The organism is Mesobacterium pallidum (assembly GCF_019966535.1).
GTDB lineage: Bacteria > Pseudomonadota > Alphaproteobacteria > Rhodobacterales > Rhodobacteraceae > Mesobacterium > Mesobacterium pallidum.
This window is the reverse complement of record NZ_JAIMID010000024.1, coordinates 11,845-33,698: the sequence shown is the minus strand read 5'-3', so window position 1 is coordinate 33,698 and position 21,854 is coordinate 11,845. Positions and strand designations below refer to the sequence as shown.

At 56.7% G+C, this 21,854-nt stretch carries 24 protein-coding genes; 16 read left to right on the top strand and 8 right to left on the bottom strand.

Annotated features, from left to right (window positions below; genetic code table 11):
- The first annotated feature begins 61 nt into the window (after positions 1-61).
- The 16 genes from MF270_RS24340 to MF270_RS24265 all read left to right on the top strand — a co-directional run bounded on the left by MF270_RS24340 (position 62) and on the right by MF270_RS24265 (position 15,058).
- Positions 62-1,090, top strand: coding sequence for a replication initiator protein A (locus tag MF270_RS24340; RefSeq protein ID WP_238368332.1), 1,029 nt, complete (start codon positions 62-64; stop codon positions 1,088-1,090).
- Positions 1,091-1,149: 59 nt separating this feature from the next.
- Positions 1,150-1,821, top strand: a complete 672-nt coding sequence (parA, locus tag MF270_RS24335; protein WP_238368331.1) for a ParA family partition ATPase — start codon at positions 1,150-1,152, stop codon at positions 1,819-1,821.
- Complete coding sequence (locus MF270_RS24330) at positions 1,766-2,065, top strand: hypothetical protein (protein WP_238368330.1); 300 nt, start codon at positions 1,766-1,768, stop codon at positions 2,063-2,065. The genes parA and MF270_RS24330 overlap by 56 nt, the downstream gene beginning before the upstream one ends.
- A 106-nt stretch (positions 2,066-2,171) precedes the next feature.
- The gene (locus MF270_RS24325) at positions 2,172-2,858 is read left to right on the top strand and encodes a DNA-processing protein DprA (protein ID WP_238368329.1); all 687 of its coding nucleotides are present in this window, start codon (positions 2,172-2,174) and stop codon (positions 2,856-2,858) included.
- Entirely contained in the window at positions 2,842-3,366 is a 525-nt protein-coding gene (locus MF270_RS24320; RefSeq protein ID WP_238368328.1) for a phosphoribosyltransferase, read from the top strand. Before MF270_RS24325 ends, MF270_RS24320 begins: the two co-directional genes overlap by 17 nt.
- Positions 3,367-3,538: 172 nt before the next feature.
- Positions 3,539-5,200: an AIPR family protein gene (locus tag MF270_RS24315; protein WP_238368327.1), complete on the top strand. Its 1,662-nt coding sequence runs from the start codon at positions 3,539-3,541 to the stop codon at positions 5,198-5,200.
- Between the two features lie 252 nt (positions 5,201-5,452).
- On the top strand, positions 5,453-6,271 hold the full coding sequence (locus MF270_RS24310; RefSeq protein WP_043872397.1) for a chromate resistance protein ChrB domain-containing protein: 819 nt from the start codon (positions 5,453-5,455) through the stop codon (positions 6,269-6,271).
- 3 nt (positions 6,272-6,274) lie between these two features.
- Entirely contained in the window at positions 6,275-7,567 is a 1,293-nt protein-coding gene (chrA, locus tag MF270_RS24305; RefSeq protein ID WP_238368326.1) for a chromate efflux transporter, read from the top strand.
- 545 nt (positions 7,568-8,112) lie between these two features.
- On the top strand, positions 8,113-8,742 hold the full coding sequence (locus MF270_RS24300; RefSeq protein WP_238368325.1) for a tyrosine-type recombinase/integrase: 630 nt from the start codon (positions 8,113-8,115) through the stop codon (positions 8,740-8,742).
- A gap of 5 nt (positions 8,743-8,747) precedes the next feature.
- Positions 8,748-8,999 (top strand): WGR domain-containing protein, encoded by a 252-nt coding sequence (locus tag MF270_RS24295; protein WP_066009070.1) that lies wholly within the window; start codon positions 8,748-8,750, stop codon positions 8,997-8,999.
- A gap of 80 nt (positions 9,000-9,079) precedes the next feature.
- Complete coding sequence (locus tag MF270_RS24290) at positions 9,080-9,343, top strand: BrnT family toxin (protein WP_037931641.1); 264 nt, start codon at positions 9,080-9,082, stop codon at positions 9,341-9,343.
- Positions 9,330-9,545: a type II toxin-antitoxin system BrnA family antitoxin gene (gene brnA, locus MF270_RS24285; RefSeq protein WP_066009074.1), complete on the top strand. Its 216-nt coding sequence runs from the start codon at positions 9,330-9,332 to the stop codon at positions 9,543-9,545. Before MF270_RS24290 ends, brnA begins: the two co-directional genes overlap by 14 nt.
- A 90-nt stretch (positions 9,546-9,635) precedes the next feature.
- Positions 9,636-10,286 (top strand): N-6 DNA methylase, encoded by a 651-nt coding sequence (locus MF270_RS24280; protein ID WP_238368324.1) that lies wholly within the window; start codon positions 9,636-9,638, stop codon positions 10,284-10,286.
- A complete protein-coding gene (locus MF270_RS24275) occupies positions 10,283-11,917 on the top strand; it encodes an Eco57I restriction-modification methylase domain-containing protein (protein WP_238368323.1) in 1,635 nt (544 codons plus the stop codon). The genes MF270_RS24280 and MF270_RS24275 overlap by 4 nt, the downstream gene beginning before the upstream one ends.
- Complete coding sequence (locus MF270_RS24270) at positions 11,917-14,454, top strand: DEAD/DEAH box helicase family protein (RefSeq protein ID WP_238368322.1); 2,538 nt, start codon at positions 11,917-11,919, stop codon at positions 14,452-14,454. Before MF270_RS24275 ends, MF270_RS24270 begins: the two co-directional genes overlap by 1 nt.
- Before the next feature lie 130 nt (positions 14,455-14,584).
- Positions 14,585-15,058 carry a hypothetical protein gene (locus tag MF270_RS24265; protein ID WP_238368321.1) on the top strand — a complete coding sequence of 158 codons (474 nt, stop codon included), beginning with the start codon at positions 14,585-14,587 and terminating at the stop codon, positions 15,056-15,058.
- Between the two features lie 49 nt (positions 15,059-15,107).
- Here MF270_RS24265 and MF270_RS24260 read toward each other — a convergent pair whose 3' ends face one another.
- The 8 genes from MF270_RS24260 to MF270_RS24225 form a co-directional block, all read right to left on the bottom strand.
- Positions 15,108-16,049, bottom strand: coding sequence for a toll/interleukin-1 receptor domain-containing protein (locus MF270_RS24260; protein WP_238368320.1), 942 nt, complete (start codon positions 16,047-16,049; stop codon positions 15,108-15,110).
- Between the two features lie 20 nt (positions 16,050-16,069).
- The gene (locus tag MF270_RS24255) at positions 16,070-16,960 is read right to left on the bottom strand and encodes a reverse transcriptase family protein (protein WP_238368319.1); all 891 of its coding nucleotides are present in this window, start codon (positions 16,958-16,960) and stop codon (positions 16,070-16,072) included.
- Positions 16,957-17,262: a helix-turn-helix transcriptional regulator gene (locus tag MF270_RS24250; RefSeq protein ID WP_238368318.1), complete on the bottom strand. Its 306-nt coding sequence runs from the start codon at positions 17,260-17,262 to the stop codon at positions 16,957-16,959. Before MF270_RS24250 ends, MF270_RS24255 begins: the two co-directional genes overlap by 4 nt.
- A gap of 45 nt (positions 17,263-17,307) precedes the next feature.
- On the bottom strand, positions 17,308-17,475 hold the full coding sequence (locus MF270_RS24245; protein WP_238368317.1) for a hypothetical protein: 168 nt from the start codon (positions 17,473-17,475) through the stop codon (positions 17,308-17,310).
- Positions 17,476-18,052: 577 nt separating this feature from the next.
- The gene (locus MF270_RS28265) at positions 18,053-18,382 is read right to left on the bottom strand and encodes a zincin-like metallopeptidase domain-containing protein (protein WP_336246058.1); all 330 of its coding nucleotides are present in this window, start codon (positions 18,380-18,382) and stop codon (positions 18,053-18,055) included.
- Between the two features lie 65 nt (positions 18,383-18,447).
- Positions 18,448-19,446: a tyrosine-type recombinase/integrase gene (locus tag MF270_RS24235; protein ID WP_238368316.1), complete on the bottom strand. Its 999-nt coding sequence runs from the start codon at positions 19,444-19,446 to the stop codon at positions 18,448-18,450.
- Positions 19,443-20,387: a tyrosine-type recombinase/integrase gene (locus tag MF270_RS24230; RefSeq protein ID WP_238368315.1), complete on the bottom strand. Its 945-nt coding sequence runs from the start codon at positions 20,385-20,387 to the stop codon at positions 19,443-19,445. Before MF270_RS24230 ends, MF270_RS24235 begins: the two co-directional genes overlap by 4 nt.
- Positions 20,384-21,631 (bottom strand): tyrosine-type recombinase/integrase, encoded by a 1,248-nt coding sequence (locus tag MF270_RS24225; protein ID WP_238368314.1) that lies wholly within the window; start codon positions 21,629-21,631, stop codon positions 20,384-20,386. Before MF270_RS24225 ends, MF270_RS24230 begins: the two co-directional genes overlap by 4 nt.
- Between the last annotated feature and the right edge of the window lie 223 nt (positions 21,632-21,854).

Here is a 21,854-nt window from a genome sequence, read left to right as displayed (position 1 = left end):
GACGATAGTGAGCCATGGTGTGTGAAATGACGAATCGTGAGCTGAGCAGAGGGTGTGTGAAATGACGAATGCACGCTCCCCGCTCCTGCCGGACCGGCATCCGCAAAAAGACCTGTTCGTTTGCGACATTGTGGACGCGGTACCGAAGGGCGACATGGCCTCGATGGAACATCCAGTGTTTACCCTCTCGACCAAGCCGGACATGAAGCCGCGACGCTACCAGAATGGTGATAATTCGATTGAGGTTTCACCGTCACGCTACGGGCTGGCCACAGTCCATGACCGTGACGTGCTGATCTACTGTATCAGTCAGTGCATGGCTGCACTCAATGAAGGCCGCAAAGTCAACCGGTCGATGCGGTTCAAGGCTCATGATTTGCTGGTGGCGACGAACCGTCAGACCTCGGGCCAAGGCTACCAGCTCTTGAAGGATGCGCTGCGGCGTCTGCAAGGCACGCAGATCGAGACGAATATCCGCCAAGGTGGCAAGGAATATTTTAAGGTGTTCGGCCTGATCGAGTCCGCGGAAATCGTTCGGGAGACACGTGACGGTCGGATGCAGGATGTCGAGATCACACTGTCGGATTGGGTGTTTGATGCCATCGAGAACAATCATGTTCTGACATTGAACAAGCAGTATTTTTTCCTCCGAAAACCGCTTGAACGGCGGCTCTATGAACTGGCCCGTAAGCATTGCGGCGCACAACCCAAGTGGAAGTGTGGGCTCGAACTCTTGCGCGACAAGTGCGGGTCAGGCTCAACCACGAAAGAATTCAGGCGATTGATTTCGAAGATCATCGAGGATGACGCGGTGCACGACCATCTCCCCGACTACACCATGAGCATCGAAAGCGATAATGTTGTCTTTCGCCCCAAGGGGGCTGAGGCGGTGGTCGCCCCCTCCTTCCTGGCGTTGCGGTTCAGAAAACCAGACACACATGATGAGGCGCGGCGTCTTGCGCCCGGGTGGGACGTCTACGTGCTGGAAAACGAGTGGCGGTCATGGGTGCATGACAAGGCTATCGACGTGAAGGATGCGGATAAGCACTTTCTGGCCTTCTGCAATAAGCGAGGCGCATACCAGAATTAAAACGCACAAATGTGGGTTTGTGGCTTTACGCTTTCCCACGAATGTGGTGAGGTGGACTCATGATCATATCTTTCCTGAACCAAAAAGGCGGCGTCGGCAAAACCACCCTATCGGTGAACGTGGCGGGCTGTCTGGCACGCCAAGGCCACCGGGTGCTACTGATCGACGCGGACAAGCAAGGCTCCGCTACCACTTGGGCGAGCCTGCGCGAAGACGCCCCCTTCCAGGTTGTTAGCATGGCGCGGGCAAACATGGCGCGGGATGCGCTCAAGCTTGCCCAAGACTATACTCACACCATCATCGACGGCCCGCCGCACGCGGAAGAGATTGCCCGGTCCTGTATCGTGGCGTCGGACTTCGTGGCGTTGCCAATTGAGCCCTCCGGCCTCTCGACTTGGGCCTCTGATTTGACGGTGCGCCAAGTCAAGGAGGCGCAGGAATTCAAGCCATCCCTCAAATGTGGGTTTGTGGTTTCCCGCAAAATAGGGAAAACTGTCATCGGGAGGGATATTCGCAACATGGCCGCTGAGTCGGGCCTGCCTATCCTGGCAAGTGAGGTCGAACAGCGTGTTGCCTTCGCAGAAGGCATGACCATGGGGCAAACGATTTTCGAGTGGGCTGGCGATAGCAACGCGGCTCGCGAGATCGAACACCTAACAAAAGAGATTGAACGGTATGTCGAAGAAGACATTTTCAGCGGCTCCAAAACCGAAGCAGCAGCCAACGGATGATCAAATCCTCGCGTTCGAGCGGGGCGGGGCAGGGCATGACACAACACAGGTGGCAAAGCCTGTGGCCAAGTCTGTGCCGGACGAGCCGACAAAGCGCCTAAGCCTCGACCTTCCGGCGAGCATGCACACACGGTTCAAGACGGCCTGTAGCGCGACGGATCGGAAGATGGTCGGGGAGCTGCAAGCTTACATTGAGGCGCGCACGCAAGAGCTGGAAGACGAGGCAGGGATAACCCGCAAATGAACAAAAGCACAAATGTGGGTTTGTGGATGGCGTTGCGCAGACGTGATCTGTGTTATAAAAACAAGGGGGAAGGCGATGGTGTAAGAGGCATTGCCGCAAGATGAGAATGCACGCAGAGCTAAGAACGAGAGAAGCCCTTGGGCCGTTAGGCCCGGTCGAGGAAAAGAACGCACCGGACGTGTTGTACACGGCGGGTGATACGTCGCTCCTGACCGAAGGCTCACGCGTGGCTATTGTTGGTTCCCGGAAAGCCACCCCGGACGGTATTAGGCGAGCGCAGGCTGTCACCCGCGCTCTGGTAGGGCAGGGCATCATCGTGGTCAGCGGCTTGGCCGAGGGGATCGACACGGTTGCGCACCGGACAGCGATTGAAGAGGGCGGGCGCACCATTGCGGTGCTTGGAACCCCTTTGTCCAAGGCGTATCCGGCCAAAAATGCGGGGCTTCTCGAAGAGATCAAGCTAAATCATCTGGCGATTTCACAGTTTCCCGAAGGCTATCCGGGCAAGGGCGAGAATTTTCCACGCCGCAACCGGACGATGGCACTCATCTGCGATGCGACCATCGTTATCGAGGCGAGCGAAAAGAGTGGGACGCGCCACCAGGGATGGGAAGCCATCCGGCTTGGCCGGGACCTTTACCTGCTTGAGAACGTCGCCACTAATCCGAACCTGACCTGGCCAAAACAGCTTATCGAGTACGGGGCGCAAGTACTCCGCCGCGAAGACCTGCCCGATATCCTGCTTGATATCCCAAATTACACTGCCGGGGGCGTTCGTGCCTTCGAGCTATGAGTACGGCACTTTCGCCAATTATTCCCCTCGGGGGAGCTCTGAGCTATCGGTGACATCACGGAAAGCATGTGGCGCTATCAAACGGGGCCGGGTTGATATCATCGCCTCGGCCATCCCACACCTCCAAGACCCTAAGGCAGACATCCTGCTACCGTTCCTGGGGCCGGATGTAACCCTTGTGCCGGTGCCGCGCTCTGCACCGCTCCCGGATGGGGCGCTCTGGCCTGCCAAGGTCATCTGCGACGTGTTGCACGAGCATGGGTTCGGCAAGGATGTTCAAACCTATCTGAAAAGAACGAAGGCGGTGCCGCGTTCTTCAAATTCACCGGCGGCGGAAAGGCCGCTTGTTCCGGTTCACATGGAAAGCATCGAAGCGGAGAAGCCGTTCTTTGTGCCGGACAAGATCACCATCGTGGATGACGTGCTTACCATGGGGCGAACAAGCTTCGCCTGCGCGGAACTCCTGCGAGCTGCTTGCCCGGATGCGGAATCCGTATCTTTGCGATGATCCGCACCCAAGGCTTGCAAGGCGATATCGAGAAGATCGTCGATCCGGCCATTGGCACCGTCGTTGGCTATTCATCAGGCAAGACGCACCGAGACCCATAAAAGCACAAATGTGGGTTTGTGCATGGAGCAAAGACAGACGCGGAGATCAGGTTATGAAGCCAATTTCAAAGATGGACTGGGATATCATTGATGCTCGTGTTGCGAAAGCGTGCGACCGGCATCAGTTTCAGAGAAAGACGGTAGGCTTCTTGGCGATCGTCCTTGATCAGATATTCCCTGGTCATGAAGACCAGTTGCAAGAGATCATCACAGACGGCCCTGACGACAAGGGCGTGGACGCCATACACATCGTCGAAGGTGAAAGCAGCGCTGAGGTCTTTCTTTTCCAGTCCAAGTACAGAGAAAGCCAAGGCACTTGCCACAAGACCATCAATGACGCGGAAGTACTGAAGATTTCGTTGTTTGTGAATGAGCTATTCGACAAGTCGGATAGTCTCGCGGGCAACGGAAACTTCCAACTGCAGGAGGCAGTTCGCCGTATTTGGGAGCTGCACGACAAGGGAAAGATTTGCCGCTACAAGGTGATATTCTGCTCGAACGGGGCAGGGTTTTCGACGTCTGCTCAAGGTATCGCTGACAGCGTCAAAGCATCCCATTCGTCGGTTTCGTTTGAGTTCTACAGTGGGTACGACGTTGTGCAGGCCATGGCCATTGAGGGGCGCGATGCCGAAGATGGTCAGCTTCAGGTGATAAGCAGAGAAATTCTAGAGCGCTCCGATGGTGATGTACGGGGGGCCATCGCATCGGTCGATGCTCAGTCCTTTGTGGACTTGATCACCGCTGACGACGGAGAGACGATCAAACGTCATTTGTTTGACGACAACCTGCGCGTTTTTCTAGGTGCGAAAGGTGGTTACAATCAGGATATCATTTCGACGGCCACTTCCGGCGACAGCTACCTTTTTTGGTATCTAAACAACGGGGTGACGATCACCTGCAAGAGCTTTTCGTACAACAAGGGCCACACCAACCCCAAGCTTGTTTTCAAGGATTTTCAGATAGTTAACGGAGCGCAAACGTCTCATTCCCTTGTCGAAGCCGCGCGAACAAATCCAGCGGCACTTTCCGATGTTGTCGTAATGGTTCGTATGTACGCAACAGATCGAGCGGACATCGCTGAAAGAGTGGCGGTTGCGACCAACAGTCAGGCGCGAATTCAGAGCCGCGACCTCATGTCGAACCACGCGACGCTGAAGAAGCTGGAACTGGCGTTCAAGGAACGCGGTTATTTCTTCGAGCGGAAGAGAAACATGCATTCCGATAAACCAGAAGAGAAGAGAATCGACGCCCTGAAGCTTGGCCAGATAATCCTTTCTTTTGAGCTGCGAGAGCCGGACAAGGCAAAGACGGAGTCGGATTCGATTTTCGATTCACGCTTCCATCATATTTTCGGTAACAGACAAAGTATTGATGAGTTGATCCGGCTCTACGAGATTTATGAGAACATCGAAGAGATGCGGAACAATTATCAAGCCGAGTTCGCGGCGTCACCAGAAACCGGACATGAGCATCAATACCTAGTTTATGGTCATTGGTATGTGCTCTTCGCCTGCAAGTTGCTACACGTGAAATCGCAGCAAGCGCAGCTTCCGACTGGCGATGAAGCACGCGCGCTTGTTGAAGAGGCTATCCGCAGAGTGGCCGCCGCTTGTAGCCAGCAAAAGGCGGTAGCGCATTACCAAATGTTCCGCAGTCCTCGAACCAAGGAGCGCATTCTCGGCGAAATTAGCGCCAAGCAGAGCGACTTTTTCGACCTACTGGCCGTATCGTAAGAGTAACATCATGCAAGCTTTTTGATAAAAGCTTGCATAGCCATGACAGCAGACTTTCATGGACAACGCAGCGAAATCCCGTTTTGAGCCCTTACTTCGGGATTTCTGCGATGCAGCCAACGGCGGCTCTTGGGTTTGACACTTGAAGCGATGGCATCTAGAAAAGTAATTCAGGGGTCCGCAAGAACCCCGTGAGGCGCCAGCCCAATCTTGCATCCTTCCAGTTCTCGCTCTTTGCATGGAGGATGCTTTATGGCGTCGTACAATGAAATCCCCGTATCTGCTCTGGCCCGTCTGATTGGGACTCCCTATTGTCCAACCCTTCTCGATGTGCGCATCGATGAAGATTTCGACGATGATCCAAGACTCATTCCCGGAGCTTACCGCCACCCGTTCAATTCTGTCGTTGATCTGGCCGAAACGCTCAAAGACCGGTCAGTGGTGGTCTATTGTCAAAAGGGCCTCAAGATTAGTCAGGGAGCTGCGGCCTTGCTGCGCGCTTCAGGAGTTAATGCAGAAGTCCTTGAAGGCGGGCAATTCGCATGGAGAGACGCGAAGCTCCCGTTGGTGATAACGGACAAACTGCCGCCGCTTGACGCGTTGGGTCGCACAGTGTGGGTGACGCGCCATCGTCCAAAAATCGACCGGATTGCCTGTCCTTGGCTCATTCGTCGTTTTATCGACCCAAAGGCACAAATCCTGTTTGTTGCCGCCTCACAGGTGGGCAACGTGGCTGAGCGCTTCAATGCGACCCCATTCGACATCGAGGATGTGTTTTGGAGCCATCGCGGCGAAACCTGCACGTTCGATACCATGATCGAGGAGTTCGGCATCGGCCATGAGGCGCTTGAGAGATTGGCCGTGATCGTGCGCGGGGCCGACACCAACAGACATGATCTGGCACCGGAGGCTGCTGGCCTTCTGGCAGCATCTTTGGGTCTGTCACGCATGTTCCGCGATGATCTGGAACAACTAGACGCGGGTATGCTGCTTTACGATGCCTTTTACCGATGGGCGCGTGACGCGACGAGCGAAGGGCATGACTGGCCTGCTGCTTCGACAAAGGCTTGAGTCATGAGCAGTATGAATGATGTCCAGACGGACCTGGCTCCGTCTCTCTCCGACGCGACCCGCGTGTGGTGGAAAATCGGAATCTTGTCCTTCGGCGGTCCTGCCGCCCAGATCGCACTGATGCATAAGGAGGTCGTCGAAGACCGTAGCTGGCTCTCCGAGCAGCAATTCCTGAATGCGTTGAGCTTTTGCATCCTGCTGCCCGGTCCGGAGGCGATGCAACTGGCCACATATGCCGGGTGGCGGCTTCACGGCACAATTGGCGGCCTTATCGCCGGGTTGCTCTTTGTCGTTCCCGGCGCGGCCGTGATCATGGCACTTGCTGCGATCTACAGCATCTATGGCAATGTGCCACTGGTCGAGGCGCTGTTTTACGGCATCAAAGCCGCCGTCCTGGTGATCGTCGTCGAGGCATTGTTGCGGGTCGCCAAGAAAGCGCTGTCGCAGAAAGTGCATTGGGTGATCGCCGCTCTGGCGTTTGTCGGGATATTCTTCCTATCGATCCCCTATCCGTTGATCGTTCTCATGGCGGGCCTGTTCGGCTGGTTCATGGGAACCGCAGACATGGATCGGCAAACCGTGGACATGGCGCATGTCTCGGTAGGCAAGACGGGCCTGACAATTGCTACCTGGATGGCGATCTGGCTTCTGCCATTGCTGGCCCTCGGTTGGCTGGGCGCGCCGGACCTTCTTGTCGAGGTAGGCAGGTTTTTTTCCACACTCGCCGTCGTGACCTTCGGCGGGGCATATGCGGTTCTCGCCTATATGGCGCAGGATGTCGTTGTTCAGTTCGGCTGGCTGACGGCAGGCGAAATGGTCGACGCGCTCGGACTGGCGGAGACCACGCCAGGCCCGCTCATCCTCGTAACGCAGTTCGTCGGCTTCCTCGCCGGGTTCAAGGAAGGCGGACTTCTGCTTGGCCTCAGCGCCGCCGTGGTGGCGCTTTGGGTGACGTTCGCGCCCTGTTTCCTATGGATATTTGCCGGTGCGCCCTACATCGAATGGATTTCGAACCAACCGAGGCTGAAAGGCGCGCTCAAGGCGATCACTGCGGCGGTCGTCGGTGTCATCCTCAATCTTTCGCTCTGGTTTGCGCTGCACGTGTTGTTCACCAATGTGAGCCGCGAGACCCTGGGCCCTGTGACCTTGTGGCGACCGGACCTCGCCACAATCGAATGGCTCGCCGTAGCGCTGTTTCTGCTCAGCTGCTTTCTAGCGTTCCGGCTGCACTGGGGGATTATCAGGATTTTGCTCGTTGCCGCGTTACTGGGGGCCGCTCTGAGACTTTTTCTGTGAGCCCCCCACCTTTTCCCACCAGATTTTCGACCTACTGAAAGGACATGAGATGACAGACACTCCCAAGCCCGCGCACGGACCGACCCAAGAGCACTTTGTGAGGGGACTTCCGTTCAAGGCGCACAAGATTGAGGGCTTCACGCCTGAACTCCTGGAGCGCTACTACGAGGACACCTATGGTGGGTCCATCCGAACGTTGAATGAGGTCGAGACCAAGATCGCGGCCTCCCGGCGGGCGGGATCGCCGACAGCCGATCTTGGATCATTGATTGCGAAGCAAGCAAACCCTCCGATGGGGCCTAAGGCAAAGCGGACGTGCATTAACAGTTGGTGAAAGGCAGCAATCCGCGATGCAGTCATTGGTACATCATGCAGCGAAGGTCGGCATCGACACCTTCATGCGAGCTTTTTATTAGAAGCTTGCATGAGGACCCAAACCAAAAACCCAACAAAACATGGGGAAAGTGCAGTATCTCGCAATACGCCACTTCCATCATGCAAGGTTTATGGGTAATATATCCATATAACCTTGCAAGGATTTGCCCATGTCAGCCACCTCCGAGACCACCTGGAACAAGGGCCGTGTTGTGGGCAAGAAGCCACCCCTCACGCCCGACCAGGTGGCACTGATCCGGCTGATCCTGCGCCAAGAGCGCGCCTTGCGCGATCTGGCGCTGTTCAACGTCGCTCTCGATACGAGCTTCCGGGGGTCTGACCTGGTGCGCCTGCGGGTTTCGGATGTGGCCACCCCGGCAGGGGTGCGCGAGATCGTCGAAATCCGGCAGAAGAAGACCGAGACGCGCAATACGCGCCCGGTCCAGGCGCGCCTGTCCTCGGGCACGCGCGACAGCCTGCGCGCCTACCTCGCAGCTTCAGAAAAGCCGTTGCACGGCTGGCTGTTTACAGGGCAAGGGGTACGCTGGTCTCAGTCCCATCTCAGTGAAAGTCAGCTCTGGCGGCTGTTCCGGGTCTGGCTGGAGAAGGCTCGCCTCGATCCCAGCCTCTACGGCCTGCATTCGCTGCGCCGGACCTTCCCGACCCATATCTACCAGCAGACTGGCAACCTGCGCGCGGCCCAGCTGCTGCTCGGCCATGCCAGTATTGAAAGCACCAAGGAATACATCGGAACCGAACAGGCTGAAGCCCTCGAAATTGCGCGCAAGTATCACCTGTGACAGCCATGCAGACCTATCTTGAGAAACGCCAGCCTGCGCAGAAAATGGCCCGGTTCTACCGGATGGCGGTCATGCCGAACCTGTTCGGCGAATGGACGCTGTACCGCGAATGGGGCCGCATAGGGCAGGGCGGTCAGGTTCGGATGGATTGGTTCGAGGACGAGAACCAGGCCGTTGCGGCTCTGGTCACACTGGAAGCCTCCAAGCGTCAGCGAGGCTACTGGGTGGAGCCCCAGCAACTGGCGATGTTCAGGTGATAGCGTGACGGACTCGCACAAGCTTCTCGATCGGCTGAAAAGTATAGTAATTATACCATTTTCAACATATATTGCCCTTCATGAAGTTCGAGTATGACCCCGACAAAAGCGCCGCGAACCGTGAAAAGCACGGGATCGACTTTGATGAGGCCCAGGCCCTCTGGGATGATCCCTATCTGATCGAGGCCCCCGCCAACGTCACGGATGAGCCACGCTTTCTGGCGGTTGGCATGATCGGGGCCAGACACTGGACGGCTGTCTACACATACCGGAGCGACCGGGTGCGGATCATCTCCGTGCGCCGCGCTCGCAAGCAGGAGATTGACCACTATGAAGGCGACTGAATTCGACGAACGCTTCGACGCGGGCGAAGACATGTCCGCCCATGTCGATTGGACAAAGGCGCGCCGCCTCAATGTCGAGGCGAAGCGGGTGAACGTGGATTTCCCGACCTGGGTCGTCGCAGGCCTGGACCGGCAGGCCCAGAAGCTCGGCATCACCCGTCAGGCACTGATCAAGATGTGGATCGCTGAGCGTCTAGAATGAGGGGCATTCTGGCGCGGGGGTGCGCGGGCATTTCGCCAAATAAATCAATACGCCCTTGGATAAAGCATTGCCTGCTGACATGAATAAACCATGAGCCTGATCAAGTCGAAAAAACGCGTAGCCGATCATGGCGAAGTATTCACCCCGGAATGGATGGTGGATGCTATGCTTGATCTGGTGAAAGAAGAGTCGGAGCGGATCGACTCGCGGTTTCTGGAACCTGCCTGTGGCAGCGGCAATTTCCTTGTAAAGGTGCTGAAGCGGAAGTTGTGCGCAGTCGAATTGAAATTCGGGAAATCCGAATTTGAAAAGCGGCAATACGCACTTCTCGGCCTCATGTGCGCTTACGGCATCGAGATTTTGGAAGACAACATTATCGAATGCCGCGCCAACATGCTCGAAGTGCTGGCCGATTACCTGCGGATCGACGAAAGCGATGATCTGTATGGGGCCGCCTCCCATGTGCTGTCACTGAACCTGATCCAGGGTGATGCCCTGTCGATGAAGGGGTATGACGGCGCGCCGATCACCTTTTCTGAATGGGGGTATCTGGGCAAGGGCAAGTTCCAACGGCGGGATTTCCGGCTGGACGTACTGACGGGCTCGTCGGCCTTCAGCGCCGAAGGAACCTTGTTCTCTCACTTGGGCAAGCATGAGATTTTCACGCCGACCAGAACGTATCCGCCGATGACCGTTCGTGATCTGGCTGCACGGGGCGGCAACCCGCAGGAGGCCGCATGAATGTTGAAGAGGGCTTTGCCCTACGTGGGCGCAACCCGGATGTCCTGACCTGTATCGCAAACCTGTCGAACGACGAGGTGTTCACTCCGCCGGTGTTTGCCAGCCAGATGCTGGACACCGTGTCCGCCTCTTGGGCGGCCGATCATGATGGCGCGGATATCTGGGCTGACCAGACTGTCAAATTTCTTGATCCCTTCACAAAGTCAGGGGTGTTCCTGCGAGAAATTACAAAGCGCCTGATCATGGGGTTGGAAAGCGAGATTCCGAACCTTCAGGAGCGGGTGGACCACATCCTGACCCAGCAAGTATTTGGCATTGGAACCACCCAGCTAACAAGCTTGATGGCCCGGCGCAGCGTTTATTGCTCGAAATTCGCCAACGGGCAGCACTCCGTGACGCGTCGGTTCAACAGTGAAGTCGGGAATATCTGGTTCGAGCGGACAGAGCACACTTGGGCCACGCAAGATAAGTGCAAATACTGCGGGGCCAGCAAAGCGACTCTGGACCGGGGCGAAGACCGCGAATCCCACGCGTATGCGTTCATACATACAGACAACATCAAGACTCGGATCGCCGAGCTGTTTGGAGGCGAAATGCAATTCGATGTAATCATAGGTAATCCGCCATATCAGTTGGATGATGGCGGTCACGGGACAAGCGCTGCTCCGATCTATCAGAAGTTCGTCGAGCAAGCCAAGAATCTTGAACCACGATACCTTACGATGGTCATCCCCTCGCGCTGGTTTGCAGGCGGCAAAGGGCTTGACGATTTTAGGCAGTCAATGCTGTCTGACAATCGTTTGCGTTCGATAACCGACTATCTGAGCGCGGCGGATGTTTTTCCCGGCGTCGGTCTAAAGGGCGGCGTCTGCTATTTTCTGTGGGATAGAGATCACCCTGGGGAGTGCAAAATCTCGACGAATTTCAAGGATTGGCCTGTCTCCGAGGCCACCCGTCCACTCTTGGAAAGGGGCGCGGAAATCTTCATTCGGTTCAATGAAGGCGTTTCCATCCTGAAAAAGGTGATGCAGGTTGAAACGGGGCAAGCCGATACGCTCGCGCTGCCAGAGGACCGACGTTTTGACACGATGGTCAGTTCGGCCAGAGTATTTGGGTTCAGAACCTTCTTTAAAGGTCGCAAGACAAAGAAGCCGAATGATCTTCTGATCTATCAGAATGGTGGCACTGGATTTGTTTCGCGAGAACAGGTCGAAGGGGGCGCACATCTGATCGACAAGTGGAAGCTCTTTGCAGGGTATGCAGCGCCCGGCACTGGAAACCGCGATACATATCCGCACCGGATCATCAGCACTCCGTTCATCGCTGGCCCCGGCACAGTATCCTCGGAAACCTATCTTTCAATGGGACCGCTCGATACCGAAACCGAAGCCAAGAGCGCACTGAGCTACATTTCATGCCGCCTGGCGCGATTCTTGGTGCTCTTGCATAAGTCGTCTCAACACGTCACGCGGAAAGTCTACACTTTCGTTCCCAGACAGACTTGGGATCGCCAGTGGACCGACGAGATGCTCTATGAAAAATACGGTCTGACCGAAGACGAAATCGCCTTTGTCGAAAAGATCGTGCGGCCCATGGACATGGACCTGTTCGAGAATCCGGCGGAGGATTGATGTCGAAAACTATCGACGACATCCTCTCCCCAAAGCCGGAAGCGCGTCCGCGCATCTACGCTTATTCCATCGCGGATGAGGCCCATGAAGGCCTGCTGAAGGTCGGACAGACTACGCGGGATGTGCAGCGGCGGGTGGCCGAACAGCTGCGCACGGCGGCGATTACCAATTTCCGGATTGAGCTGGACGAACCTGCCGAGCGCGAGGATGGCACCATCTTTACCGACCATGAGGTGCGCGCTGCGCTGATCCGTAAGGGGGTCGAGAACACGAGCCTGGAATGGATGCGCTGCACCCTGGCCGATGTTCAGACTGTGCTGACAGAGCTGCGCACTGGCCTACGGTTCAGCGGCACGCACCATCAAACCTTTCCCATGCGCCAGGAACAGGCAGAGGCCGTCAGGCAAACCCATGCCTACTATCATTCCCGCTGGGAAGAGGACATGCACGCCGTTCCACGCTTTTTGTGGAACGCCAAGATGCGCTTCGGCAAGACCTTCACCTCGTATCAGCTCGCCAAGAAGATGGGGGCGAAACGCGTCCTGGTGGTAACCTTCAAGCCAGCCGTCGAAGACGCCTGGCAAAGCGATCTGGAAAACCACGCAGATTTTGACGGCTGGCAGTATCTGTCAGTCAAGACCGGCGGCGACCCGACACAGATCGACCGGAACAAACCGGTAGTCTATTTCGGCTCGTTTCAGGACCTTCTGGGCCGCGATGCACGCGGAAACATCAAGGCCAAGAACGAATGGCTCCACACCGAAAACTGGGACCTTGTGGTCTTTGATGAATACCATTTCGGCGCATGGCGCGAGACGGCGAAAGAGTTGTTCGCAGGGGAAGAGGATGAGATCGCCCGCGAGGAAGCCCGGCTTGAGGATGCGAAAAAGCTGAAGGACCGGATCGCGGACCTACAAGAGCCGCTGGAACCTGAAACCGAGTTTCTGCCAATCACGACAGAGGCCTATCTCTATCTGTCAGGGACACCTTTCAAGGCCCTGTCCACGGGCGAGTTCATCGAAGAGCAGATTTTCAACTGGACCTACACCGACGAGCAGCGCGCCAAAGCTGCCTTTGCTGCCGCAAACCCGGACCAATGGAATCCTTACGGTGCCCTGCCGCAGATGCGGCTTCTGACCTATCAGATGCCCGACGAGCTGCTTGCCATTGCCAGCGCCGGAGAGTTCGACGAGTTTGATCTGAACGAGTTTTTCGCGGCCACCGGGACCGGTAGCAAGGCGCAGTTCAAGCACAAGAGCGATGTTCAGAAATGGTTGGACATCATCCGGGGACAATATGCACCAGGCACAGTAGACAGCCTGAAGACCGGAACGCGCCCGCCGTTCCCCTATTCTGACGTGCGGCTTTTGCCCTACCTGCAACATTCGTTCTGGTTCCTGCCGAACGTGGCCGCCTGTCATGCAATGGAAAACTTGTTGACCGAGCGCCAGAATACTTTCTGGCATGATTACAAGGTCATCAGCGCCGCCGGTGCGAGCGCCGGGATCGGGCTTGAAGCCCTGCCGCCCGTGCGTCGGGCGATCGGAAGCGGTTTTGATAGCAAGAGCATAACCCTGTCATGCGGCAAGCTGACCACGGGCGTCACTGTCAAGCAGTGGTCGTCCATCCTCATGCTGCGCAACCTGAAATCTCCCGAGACATATTTTCAGGCGGCCTTCCGGGTGCAATCTCCCTGGTCCATCAAGAACCCAAACGGAGACAACCCGCATGAAGAAGAAATCCTGAAGCCAGTGTGCTTCGTGTTCGACTTTGCGCCAACCCGCGCCTTGCGACAGTTGTCCGAATACGGGATAGGCCTGTCACCAAACGAGGCGAACCCTGAGAACGCCGTGAAGGAGCTTGTGTCGTTCCTGCCGGTGCTCGCCTATGATGGCGCGAACATGTACCAGGTTGACGCGGGCGGAATCCTCGACATCGCAATGGCGGGAACATCTGCAACGCTGCTGGCCCGGAAATGGGAAAGTGCACTGCTGGTCAACGTCGATAACGACACTTTGCGTCGGATCATGGATAACCCTGAAGCGATGGCCGCTGTTGAGCGCATCGAGGGCTGGCGCGCCCTTGGCGACAACGTCATCGAGACCATTATCAACAAGAGTGAGAAGGTCAAAGACCTGAAGGCAAAGGCCAAAGACCGCGACCTGACCCCAAAAGAAAAGAAAGAGCTGACCGCTGAAGAAAAGGAATACAAGTCGACACGAAAGTTGGTCCAAGAAAAGCTGATCAAGTTCGCCACCCGCATTCCTGCGTTCATGTACCTGACGGACTTCCGCGAAAACACTCTTCAGGATGTGATCACAAAGCTTGAACCCGATCTATTTAGGACAGTCACCGGACTGACGGTTCAGGATTTTCATCTCCTGGTCCGGCTCAAGGTGTTCAACACCGAACAAATGAATCAGGCGGTCTTTGCCTTCCGCCGATACGAAGATGCATCATTGAATTATACTGGGATTGATAGTCACGAGGGTCTGTCGAGCTATGGCTTGTACAACACGGTTGTCGCCCGAGAATAACGGGCATAGTCGTCACGTCTTTATTTTTGCGAACCCATCATCGGCTTAATGTCAGGGTGTGGAATGCTGCATACATGCAGCCAGTTTAGGTGATCTTATGGAAGTTCTATTTACAGCAATTCTCAAGCCCATGGCCGACTTCGAAGTGGGAGAAATCGGTCTCTGCAACTTTGGCAGAGGGGCTGAATTAGCCATGCTTGTTGTCAAACTCGATGAGGACCTTGGTTTCGCTACAATGCATGACCAAGATGGCGACCTGTTCAGCATTTACTATATGGAGCACAAGCCCAACCTTTGCCTTTCCTATGGCCAAGACTGGAAGCTGGTGATCGACCCAACTGGCGATATCCAAATGGGAGGCTATGCCTCACCTGAAATTGGCGACATCGTCATGTGGAACGGCGTCTATGGCCTGTGCGCGGCTCAGCCTCGAGGCCCCATGAAGAGCAAGGTCAACTTTCCACTGACCGGCACCGTTTCTAATAGGTCACCCATTGAAGCAGTATTCAGGTCCTGGAAAATCGTCCTCAACGAGAACGATCCCGAGACAGGCCTCGCTCCCGTGATCTTCCGCCACCCCTCTAAGCAGGTTTCGCAGCTTTGATAGAAACCTCGCGAAAAGAAGAAACCCGGCACATTCGTAGGCGGAGCAGTCACTGAAGTGGTTTGATGAACATCTGCCAGTAAGTTTCCGCCGCGCCCTCAAACGTCAACTTCTGGTCCTTGTTTTGGCCAAAATGCGCCATCCCCATGCTTCGCAAAAACAAGGTTTGCTCGTCAGCTTCTACGGTCAGGTTCTCGTTGAAACCGTTCGTTGCAGCGTTCTCGGTCGTGCTGTAGGCGATTCCTCCAAAATGCTGACCACCCATAAACACCGTACACCGGCTCAATGCCCGACCATCGCGGTAGACGACAGCACTGAACCGGTTTGCGTCGAGCCTGCGGAATGTGCCGTCGACCTCCGCGTTACGCGAGGACAGTTCCGACAAGGAGTTCTCGAAGTACTTCGCCATGTAATCGAAGGCCTCGGTCTGGAAAGCATCATGATCACGGTCCGTGAACGTCTTGGCCACCCGCAGGTTGCTTGACCGGATCACTTGATCCGGTTCCGATCCGTTGACGGGCAGCGATGGCGACCTCTTGGCCGCCTGCGGGCTACCTACGCGCTTTGCTGCCGCCTGAACGGCTTCCGCAACCAATCGAAATGCATGGTCGATATCCGGCCATTGCGTGACAGGGCGTCCGTCTGTCGGAACGCCAAGTATTTTGCCGAAAGGCGCACCCTTCCACAAGCAGTCGCGCAAAATCACCGGAATGACAATCGCCTCTCCGGCATTGTGCCGCTCCAGCGCACGGGTCATCTCCACCTCGTAGCAATAGTCGGAGTTCAGAAAATCCGGGCTTACCAGTAGCAGGATGATTTCATCCGCCTCAATGTGCGCGTCGATCTCACCCGCGAACTCCTGTCCGGCCTCAATGCGGCGATCATGCCACGTCTCGATCAAACCCTGACGCTGGAGAATTTTGAGCTGGCGTTCCAGCTGGTCGCGCAGAGCTTCATCAGCATGGCAGTAAGAAAAGAAAACAGTCGTCATGTACAATCCATCATTGAAAATCAGTGAACCTCGTTGCGCGCCAGGATTTGCCGCTCGGTACCTTCACGCCCCATGAGAGAGGCCATCTTCTGAGCCTTCTCGTATCCTTCAGGAAGTTTCACGACCTCTGCCCTCAGCTTATGACGCTCCAGGTGTTGGACGTTTGGCATGAGAAGCGTTCGATCCCGCACCACGACCCCCGTGACGACGACCGGCGCATTAATCTGACCGATTTCTTTCGAGGCCTTGAAGCTGTGACCATGGTGCGCAAGCCGCTCCTTGATCGCATGGACCAGCACACCAGGAACGCTTTGCCCAGAAACCGTTATGTCATCGACATACACGCTAACCTGACATTCGGCATCACGGGTCAGCTGATCGATCTCGTCCCACATGTCAGCGTAGGCCCAGAAGGCCAGCGATGGACTGGCCGGGCTTCCGGCAGGAAGAACCCCATTTAGCGTTGTGAGATCGAGAAGGACCTTCACGACGTCGGGAGGGCACCCGAGACACTTGCCGAAGAACCATGCTACCTTGCTGGCCGTGCAGCTCGGGTAAAAATCCTCGATGTCGAGAAGATGAAACGCCGCTGCCCCGCGATGCCGTGCAGCATTGTCGATGTTCGAACGGCCACGCACAGGCGACATCAGGTAGTCAGGGGTTTTTACCCGTAGCAGCAGCTCTCCGATACGCCTTTGGATACGCTTCAGATCGCCCCGTGGCGCAAGGACAGGACGGAACGTTCCGTCTTTTTTCTTCTTGCGTAGAGGCTTGTAGAGATCGGGTGCAGCCTTCAACTCGGCAAACTTCTCGGGACTGGTCTGCAACAGCTTGAACAGTTTCTTACGTGTGTTGCATCGGTAGAGAGCACATTGATCGAGGGCATAGGACTTGTCGCGGCGCTTCGTCATGATGTCGCTCGCTTCCGTTCGATCATTCGCAGAAAATCGAGAATCTTGTCCGCGACGACCCCGCGCGCCTTTTCTATTGCGCCTGGCGTCATACCCTCTGTCAGTTTCTCATCGAAAAACCAGATCGAGCTGACAGGAAGATCGAACTCTTCGGCATATCTTGCAACGATTTCTTGGCTCGGTGCCTTCCGGCATCGTTCGATATCAGAAAGGTGCGATTGGGAAATGTCGAGACGTTCCGCCAATTCGTTCTGTTTCAGGTCATGGAAGACCCGGATCAATCTCAGTGCTTCACCTAGCATTCTCGGTCCTCCTTTCGCTAAATGCGAACATTAAGGGTCGCGCGGTTAGTCGCCGGACAACCGGGAAAGCCATTCGATGAGGTCAAAGAATTTCCCCATCCCCCAGGCTACCCAGAATGCGCCCTTTAACAGGCGAGATGTCCACGTCGGCTTGCGCTTCCGTTTTGTCTCGCGTGTCCCACGCTGGCTGATCTCGTCGGTGTCGTAAGCCATGTTATGGCCTCCTCTGCTGGCCCTGCCGCAGGATTGCGGAAGGGTGTCGCCACCAGCGCGAGGAACGGAGAGACCGTCCTTATCCCTTATGCTGGCCCCCCGGGGTCGCCCGGGGGGCCGCCGCCCCGCCGCCGCCACAGGGGCCGCTTGGGGGGTAGGCGTCAGAGGGGACGGACCCCTCCACGGATCGGTGAACCGACCCTGAGTACAGCGATTTTATTCCGAACCGGACCGAAGCCCGGCATACCGATGAGACATAGATAGGATGTCCATCCTGCGATACAAGATCGCTACAGGCGATTTTTTATTATACCTTGTTTCAGGGTGGAGGCTGTCTGCCCCCGTGCTTAATAGCGCTTCTCCGAGGCGATTTTGTCGATACGACAAATTACTTAGATGAATTCAGATGTCCGGGCATGAAATGCCCATCCGCGCGAAGCGCCGGGCCTGTCGACGGGTGGCCTTCAGGTTGCCCGCCGACAGGTCACTCTGAAACCGTCCACGGCCAGGATCATACCTCAACGCAAAAAGCCCCCGCCTGATGACGGGGGCCTTGATCGTTCGACGGGGCGGGTTGTTACTCGGCGGCCATCCGGTCAGCCTGCGCGGTGCGGGCCATGATGTAGTCCACGGCCTTCTGCGCCTCGGATGCGGCCCGGAATATCGTGCGGCTGTCTTCCTTCATCGCCTCAAGCCAGCCTCCGACATAGGCCGCGCTCTGGTCGAATTCAGGCTCCACGCCAATCTGCGCGCAAAGCATGCAGTTTCCGATTTCCGCGACCAGCTCCTCAAACGCGTAGGCCTTGCGATCATTGAACCGGCCCAGACGGTCCAGCCGCTTTGCCGCCCCTGTCCAGTGGGCGTTATGCCGATGTCGGCATAAGGCCCATAATGCCGATGTTCGGATTATGCCGCGCCGATCCGCACAACCTGTTGCGCTGTGGGAAGACCGGCGCGGCGTGTCGGCATAGTTCAGAGCGCCTCCAAGAATGCCAGCAGTTCGTCGCCCGGTCGATACCGTCCGCCCGTGCCGTCGACCGGCTTTGTCAGCGCCATCGCTCTTTCCTTCAGTTCGATATCGGCATGGATGTAGACCTGTGTCGTCTCGACCGACTCATGGCCCAGCCAGAGCGCAATGATCGTTCGGTCAACACCGCTCTGCAGAAGCTGCATTGCGGCGGTATGGCGCAAGACATGCGGCGTGACGCGTTTCAATCTGAACGTCGAACTGGTCGAGGCGGCCGCGGCCGCGTGTTTCCGAACGATCCGTTCAACCGCATCGCGGCTCAAAGGCGTTCTGCGGATTGTCGCGAACAGGGGATCGTTGGGTTCGGCGTCAATCTGGGCAAGCCAGGCTTTCACAGCATCCCGACTATCTGCCCGAAGTGGCGTCGCGCGTTCCTTGCGGCCTTTGCCCATGCACCTCAGGTGCGGCCCCGTGCCGAGTTCAACATCCCTGACGCGCAGGCCGATCAGCTCCGATACACGCAGGCCGGTTTGGATCATTGTGAGGAGCAGGACCCGATCTCGCCGCCCAAACCAGGTCGATTGGTCGGGCGCCTTCAGCAGGGCCTCCATTTCGTCACGGGTCAGGAAGTCCACGACACGTTTTTCGTGCCGCTTGGAGGGCATCGCCAGCACCTTCTGGCAATGATGCAGCAACTGGGGTTCACAGCCCGCGACATATTTGAAGAACGAGCGAATGGCCGCGAGGCGCGTGTTTCGGCTTCGCGCGCTGTTGCCGCGTTTCTCCTCGCAGAAGGTCAAGAACTGCCCGATGATGTCGGCGTCAATATGAGCCACATGTAGCTCAGTCGGCGGCAGCCTGGTTTGCGCCTCGGCGTATCTCAGCAAGAGCCGGAAGGTGTCGCGATAGCTGGCAATCGTGTTTGGGCTGGCCTGCATCTGGGTTAACAGCCGCTCGGTGAAGAACCGCTGCACATAGACGGGCAAGGGATAGGTCGCGATCATGATGCGCCCTCCAGAACCTGCTGTTCAGCCCGCGCGGCAGCGAGTTGCATCAATTCTGGCACGGCCTCGATGTACCAGAATGTGTGCTTTGGCTCAGAATGGCCGAGATAGGTGCTGAGCTTGTACATTTCGGCCTCGATGTCCCGGCCATCGCGGAACCAGTCCAGGATGGTGTGGACGGCAAAACTGTGCCGCAAATCATGGATGCGCGGTCCATGGCCGTGGCGGTTGAAGGCTTGCGGTGACCGAAGGCCGATATTTCTGCCGACCTGCGCGAAGTTGTAGCGTGCCCCACAATCTCCCGCCGGTTCGCCATCCTCTTTGATGAAGAACCGGGATGATTGACGCGGGACCAGCCGGTCCCGCAACCCGGCATAGTGAGCAAGCCGCTCAACGGTGCCGCCGTTGATGGGAAGCTGCCGGTCCTTGCCATTTTTGGTGTTTCTGAGCGTGAGCAAGCCGCGTTTCAGATCGACGTCCTGCCGATCCAGAGACAAAGCTTCGCTCACGCGCATGCCTGTCACCGCGATCAGACCGAACAGGGTCTGCCACAATGCGGCTCGGAGGCCGTAGGGTGACGGCAGCCGACCTGCCTCCGCAACAATGTCTGCAATCTGCCTGGGCGTGTAAATGTACGGCACCCGTCTTCGGTAGCGACCTGTGACAAGCTGACTGGACGGGGTTTCGGTCCGATCATCGTGTTCCGCGAGCCAGTAGGCGAACCTGCGGACCATTCCAAGGCGGCAAGACCATGTGTTGTTGTCCGCGCTGCCGTAGTTCGCTTTCCAATCAAGGAACAAGGGCGTCGAGATCCGATCGAATCCGTTTTCATCGCCATAAGTCGTGAACTTGCGCAGGACACGTTCGTCGAAAGAAAGATCAAAGCCCATCGAGCGCCGCAGGGCCAGGTATTCGTCAAGTCGTTGAGATAGCGTCTTCATTGCACGTCTCCCGAAGTCGGCCAGGGGCGCGAGATCAAGCGCAGGGCATCCACATCGTATTGCGCATAGATGGTCGTGGTCATCGCGGATCGGTGACGCAGCACATCCCCGATCTCGGCTAGTGAAGCGCCCTTTCGCAGCATATCGGTGGCCAGGCTGTGTCGCAGAATGTGCGTGCCGATATACGCTTGCGGCGGGCTGATGCCGGTCGCATCGTAGGCATCCCGCAATATCCAGCGCAGGATTTGGGCGTCCTTGAACCTCTTGAACGGCGGTTTCACCGAGACGAACAGCGCGCGTTCCGGCCCCCGGCGCTCATTCTTGATGTAATCGACAATCGCCTCGCCAACCTCCGCCGGCAGTGGCATCCGATCCTGCAACTGCCTTTTGCCGCGGATCAGGATTTCGCCGGCGCGCCAATCGATGTCGTCCAGCTCTATTGCCGTAACTTCCGGCGCACGAAGACCGAGCCGGGCGATCAGCATCAGCATTGCATAGTTGCGCCGACCCGTTTTCTTGTGGCCGCGCACCACTTCGATGAGACGATTGACCTCTTCCGGCTCAAGATACCGCGGAATGCCGGTTGGTTTGGGTTGGCGCGCCTTTGGCACGGCGTTGCTCAGGTTGCGCTCGGTCTTTTCGCTCCAGAACAGGAACTGGAAGAGTTTGCGAAGATGCGACGGGCCTGTCTTGTCACGCGGCGCGTTTTGCTCCTTTCGCAACCAAAGTATGAACCCCGTGATGTCGTCGGGCTTGATGGTGTTGAGGTCGCCCAGACCGGCACCGAACTTGGCAGTCAGGAAGCGGTCATAAAACCGCAAGCAGTGGTAGATGGTGTCCTCGGATAGGCCACGCTGGACGCGGAGGTAGGTTTCGTATTCCCGTTTCAGGACAGCCCTTGGTGACATATCGAGGGGCGGCACAGAACGCTGCGGTGCGCCCGCGTTCTCAATCAAGTAGTCCCAGAACCGATTGATGCGGTATCGACAATGTTTTTTGTCTTTCGCAGAAGCGGTGTCGATAACCGGCACCATCAGTCGGTCCATACAATCTTTGGTCAAGTCAGCGGGCCCGAGGTCCGCCTTCAACATCGCGGCCCAGAGCACCTCGGCTGTGGCCTTGTAGCTGGCAACGGAACGGAGACTGTATCCTTCCTCTTCGATCCGACGTCCGAAGCGTTCCGCATGGTTGTCGGCATATTGCGGCGTTCGGATTGTCTGATCAGGTTTTTCGTCGTTTTTCATAAGCATTTCCTTCACTGGTTGAAGGTTGCGCTTATGGCAGAGGGCGGATGCGATTGGCGCTGTCGAAACGTGCACATGGCGGTTTTCCAAACCGACCTCTCTCTGGTTGAAAGACGGACGATCTCTGCCGCCGTCTTATGCAGCCTGAAAACGCGAGGAACCCAACGAAAAAAGCAATCGCCAGCAAAAACGCGGCATAATCCGAACATCGGCATTATGGGTC

Excerpts from the sequence above, each read along its gene's own strand:
- MF270_RS24270 (WP_238368322.1), top strand. The coding sequence starts at position 11,917 with ATGTCGAAAACTATCGACGACATCCTCTCCCCAAAGCCGGAAGCGCGT.
- MF270_RS24310 (WP_043872397.1), top strand. The coding sequence starts at position 5,453 with ATGGCGTCGTACAATGAAATCCCCGTATCTGCTCTGGCCCGTCTGATT.
- MF270_RS24340 (WP_238368332.1), top strand. The coding sequence starts at position 62 with ATGACGAATGCACGCTCCCCGCTCCTGCCGGACCGGCATCCGCAAAAA.
- brnA (WP_066009074.1), top strand. The coding sequence starts at position 9,330 with ATGAAGGCGACTGAATTCGACGAACGCTTCGACGCGGGCGAAGACATG.
- MF270_RS24295 (WP_066009070.1), top strand. The coding sequence starts at position 8,748 with ATGCAGACCTATCTTGAGAAACGCCAGCCTGCGCAGAAAATGGCCCGG.
- MF270_RS24315 (WP_238368327.1), top strand. The coding sequence starts at position 3,539 with ATGGACTGGGATATCATTGATGCTCGTGTTGCGAAAGCGTGCGACCGG.
- MF270_RS24275 (WP_238368323.1), top strand. The coding sequence starts at position 10,283 with ATGAATGTTGAAGAGGGCTTTGCCCTACGTGGGCGCAACCCGGATGTC.
- MF270_RS24245 (WP_238368317.1), bottom strand. The coding sequence starts at position 17,475 with ATGGCTTACGACACCGACGAGATCAGCCAGCGTGGGACACGCGAGACA.
- MF270_RS24225 (WP_238368314.1), bottom strand. The coding sequence starts at position 21,631 with ATGAAAAACGACGAAAAACCTGATCAGACAATCCGAACGCCGCAATAT.
- MF270_RS24290 (WP_037931641.1), top strand. The coding sequence starts at position 9,080 with ATGAAGTTCGAGTATGACCCCGACAAAAGCGCCGCGAACCGTGAAAAG.
- MF270_RS24300 (WP_238368325.1), top strand. The coding sequence starts at position 8,113 with ATGTCAGCCACCTCCGAGACCACCTGGAACAAGGGCCGTGTTGTGGGC.
- parA (WP_238368331.1), top strand. The coding sequence starts at position 1,150 with ATGATCATATCTTTCCTGAACCAAAAAGGCGGCGTCGGCAAAACCACC.
- MF270_RS24260 (WP_238368320.1), bottom strand. The coding sequence starts at position 16,049 with ATGACGACTGTTTTCTTTTCTTACTGCCATGCTGATGAAGCTCTGCGC.
- MF270_RS24330 (WP_238368330.1), top strand. The coding sequence starts at position 1,766 with ATGTCGAAGAAGACATTTTCAGCGGCTCCAAAACCGAAGCAGCAGCCA.
- MF270_RS24235 (WP_238368316.1), bottom strand. The coding sequence starts at position 19,446 with ATGATCGCGACCTATCCCTTGCCCGTCTATGTGCAGCGGTTCTTCACC.
- MF270_RS24230 (WP_238368315.1), bottom strand. The coding sequence starts at position 20,387 with ATGAAGACGCTATCTCAACGACTTGACGAATACCTGGCCCTGCGGCGC.
- MF270_RS24325 (WP_238368329.1), top strand. The coding sequence starts at position 2,172 with ATGCACGCAGAGCTAAGAACGAGAGAAGCCCTTGGGCCGTTAGGCCCG.
- chrA (WP_238368326.1), top strand. The coding sequence starts at position 6,275 with ATGAGCAGTATGAATGATGTCCAGACGGACCTGGCTCCGTCTCTCTCC.
- MF270_RS24265 (WP_238368321.1), top strand. The coding sequence starts at position 14,585 with ATGGCCGACTTCGAAGTGGGAGAAATCGGTCTCTGCAACTTTGGCAGA.
- MF270_RS24280 (WP_238368324.1), top strand. The coding sequence starts at position 9,636 with ATGAGCCTGATCAAGTCGAAAAAACGCGTAGCCGATCATGGCGAAGTA.
- MF270_RS24250 (WP_238368318.1), bottom strand. The coding sequence starts at position 17,262 with ATGCTAGGTGAAGCACTGAGATTGATCCGGGTCTTCCATGACCTGAAA.
- MF270_RS24255 (WP_238368319.1), bottom strand. The coding sequence starts at position 16,960 with ATGACGAAGCGCCGCGACAAGTCCTATGCCCTCGATCAATGTGCTCTC.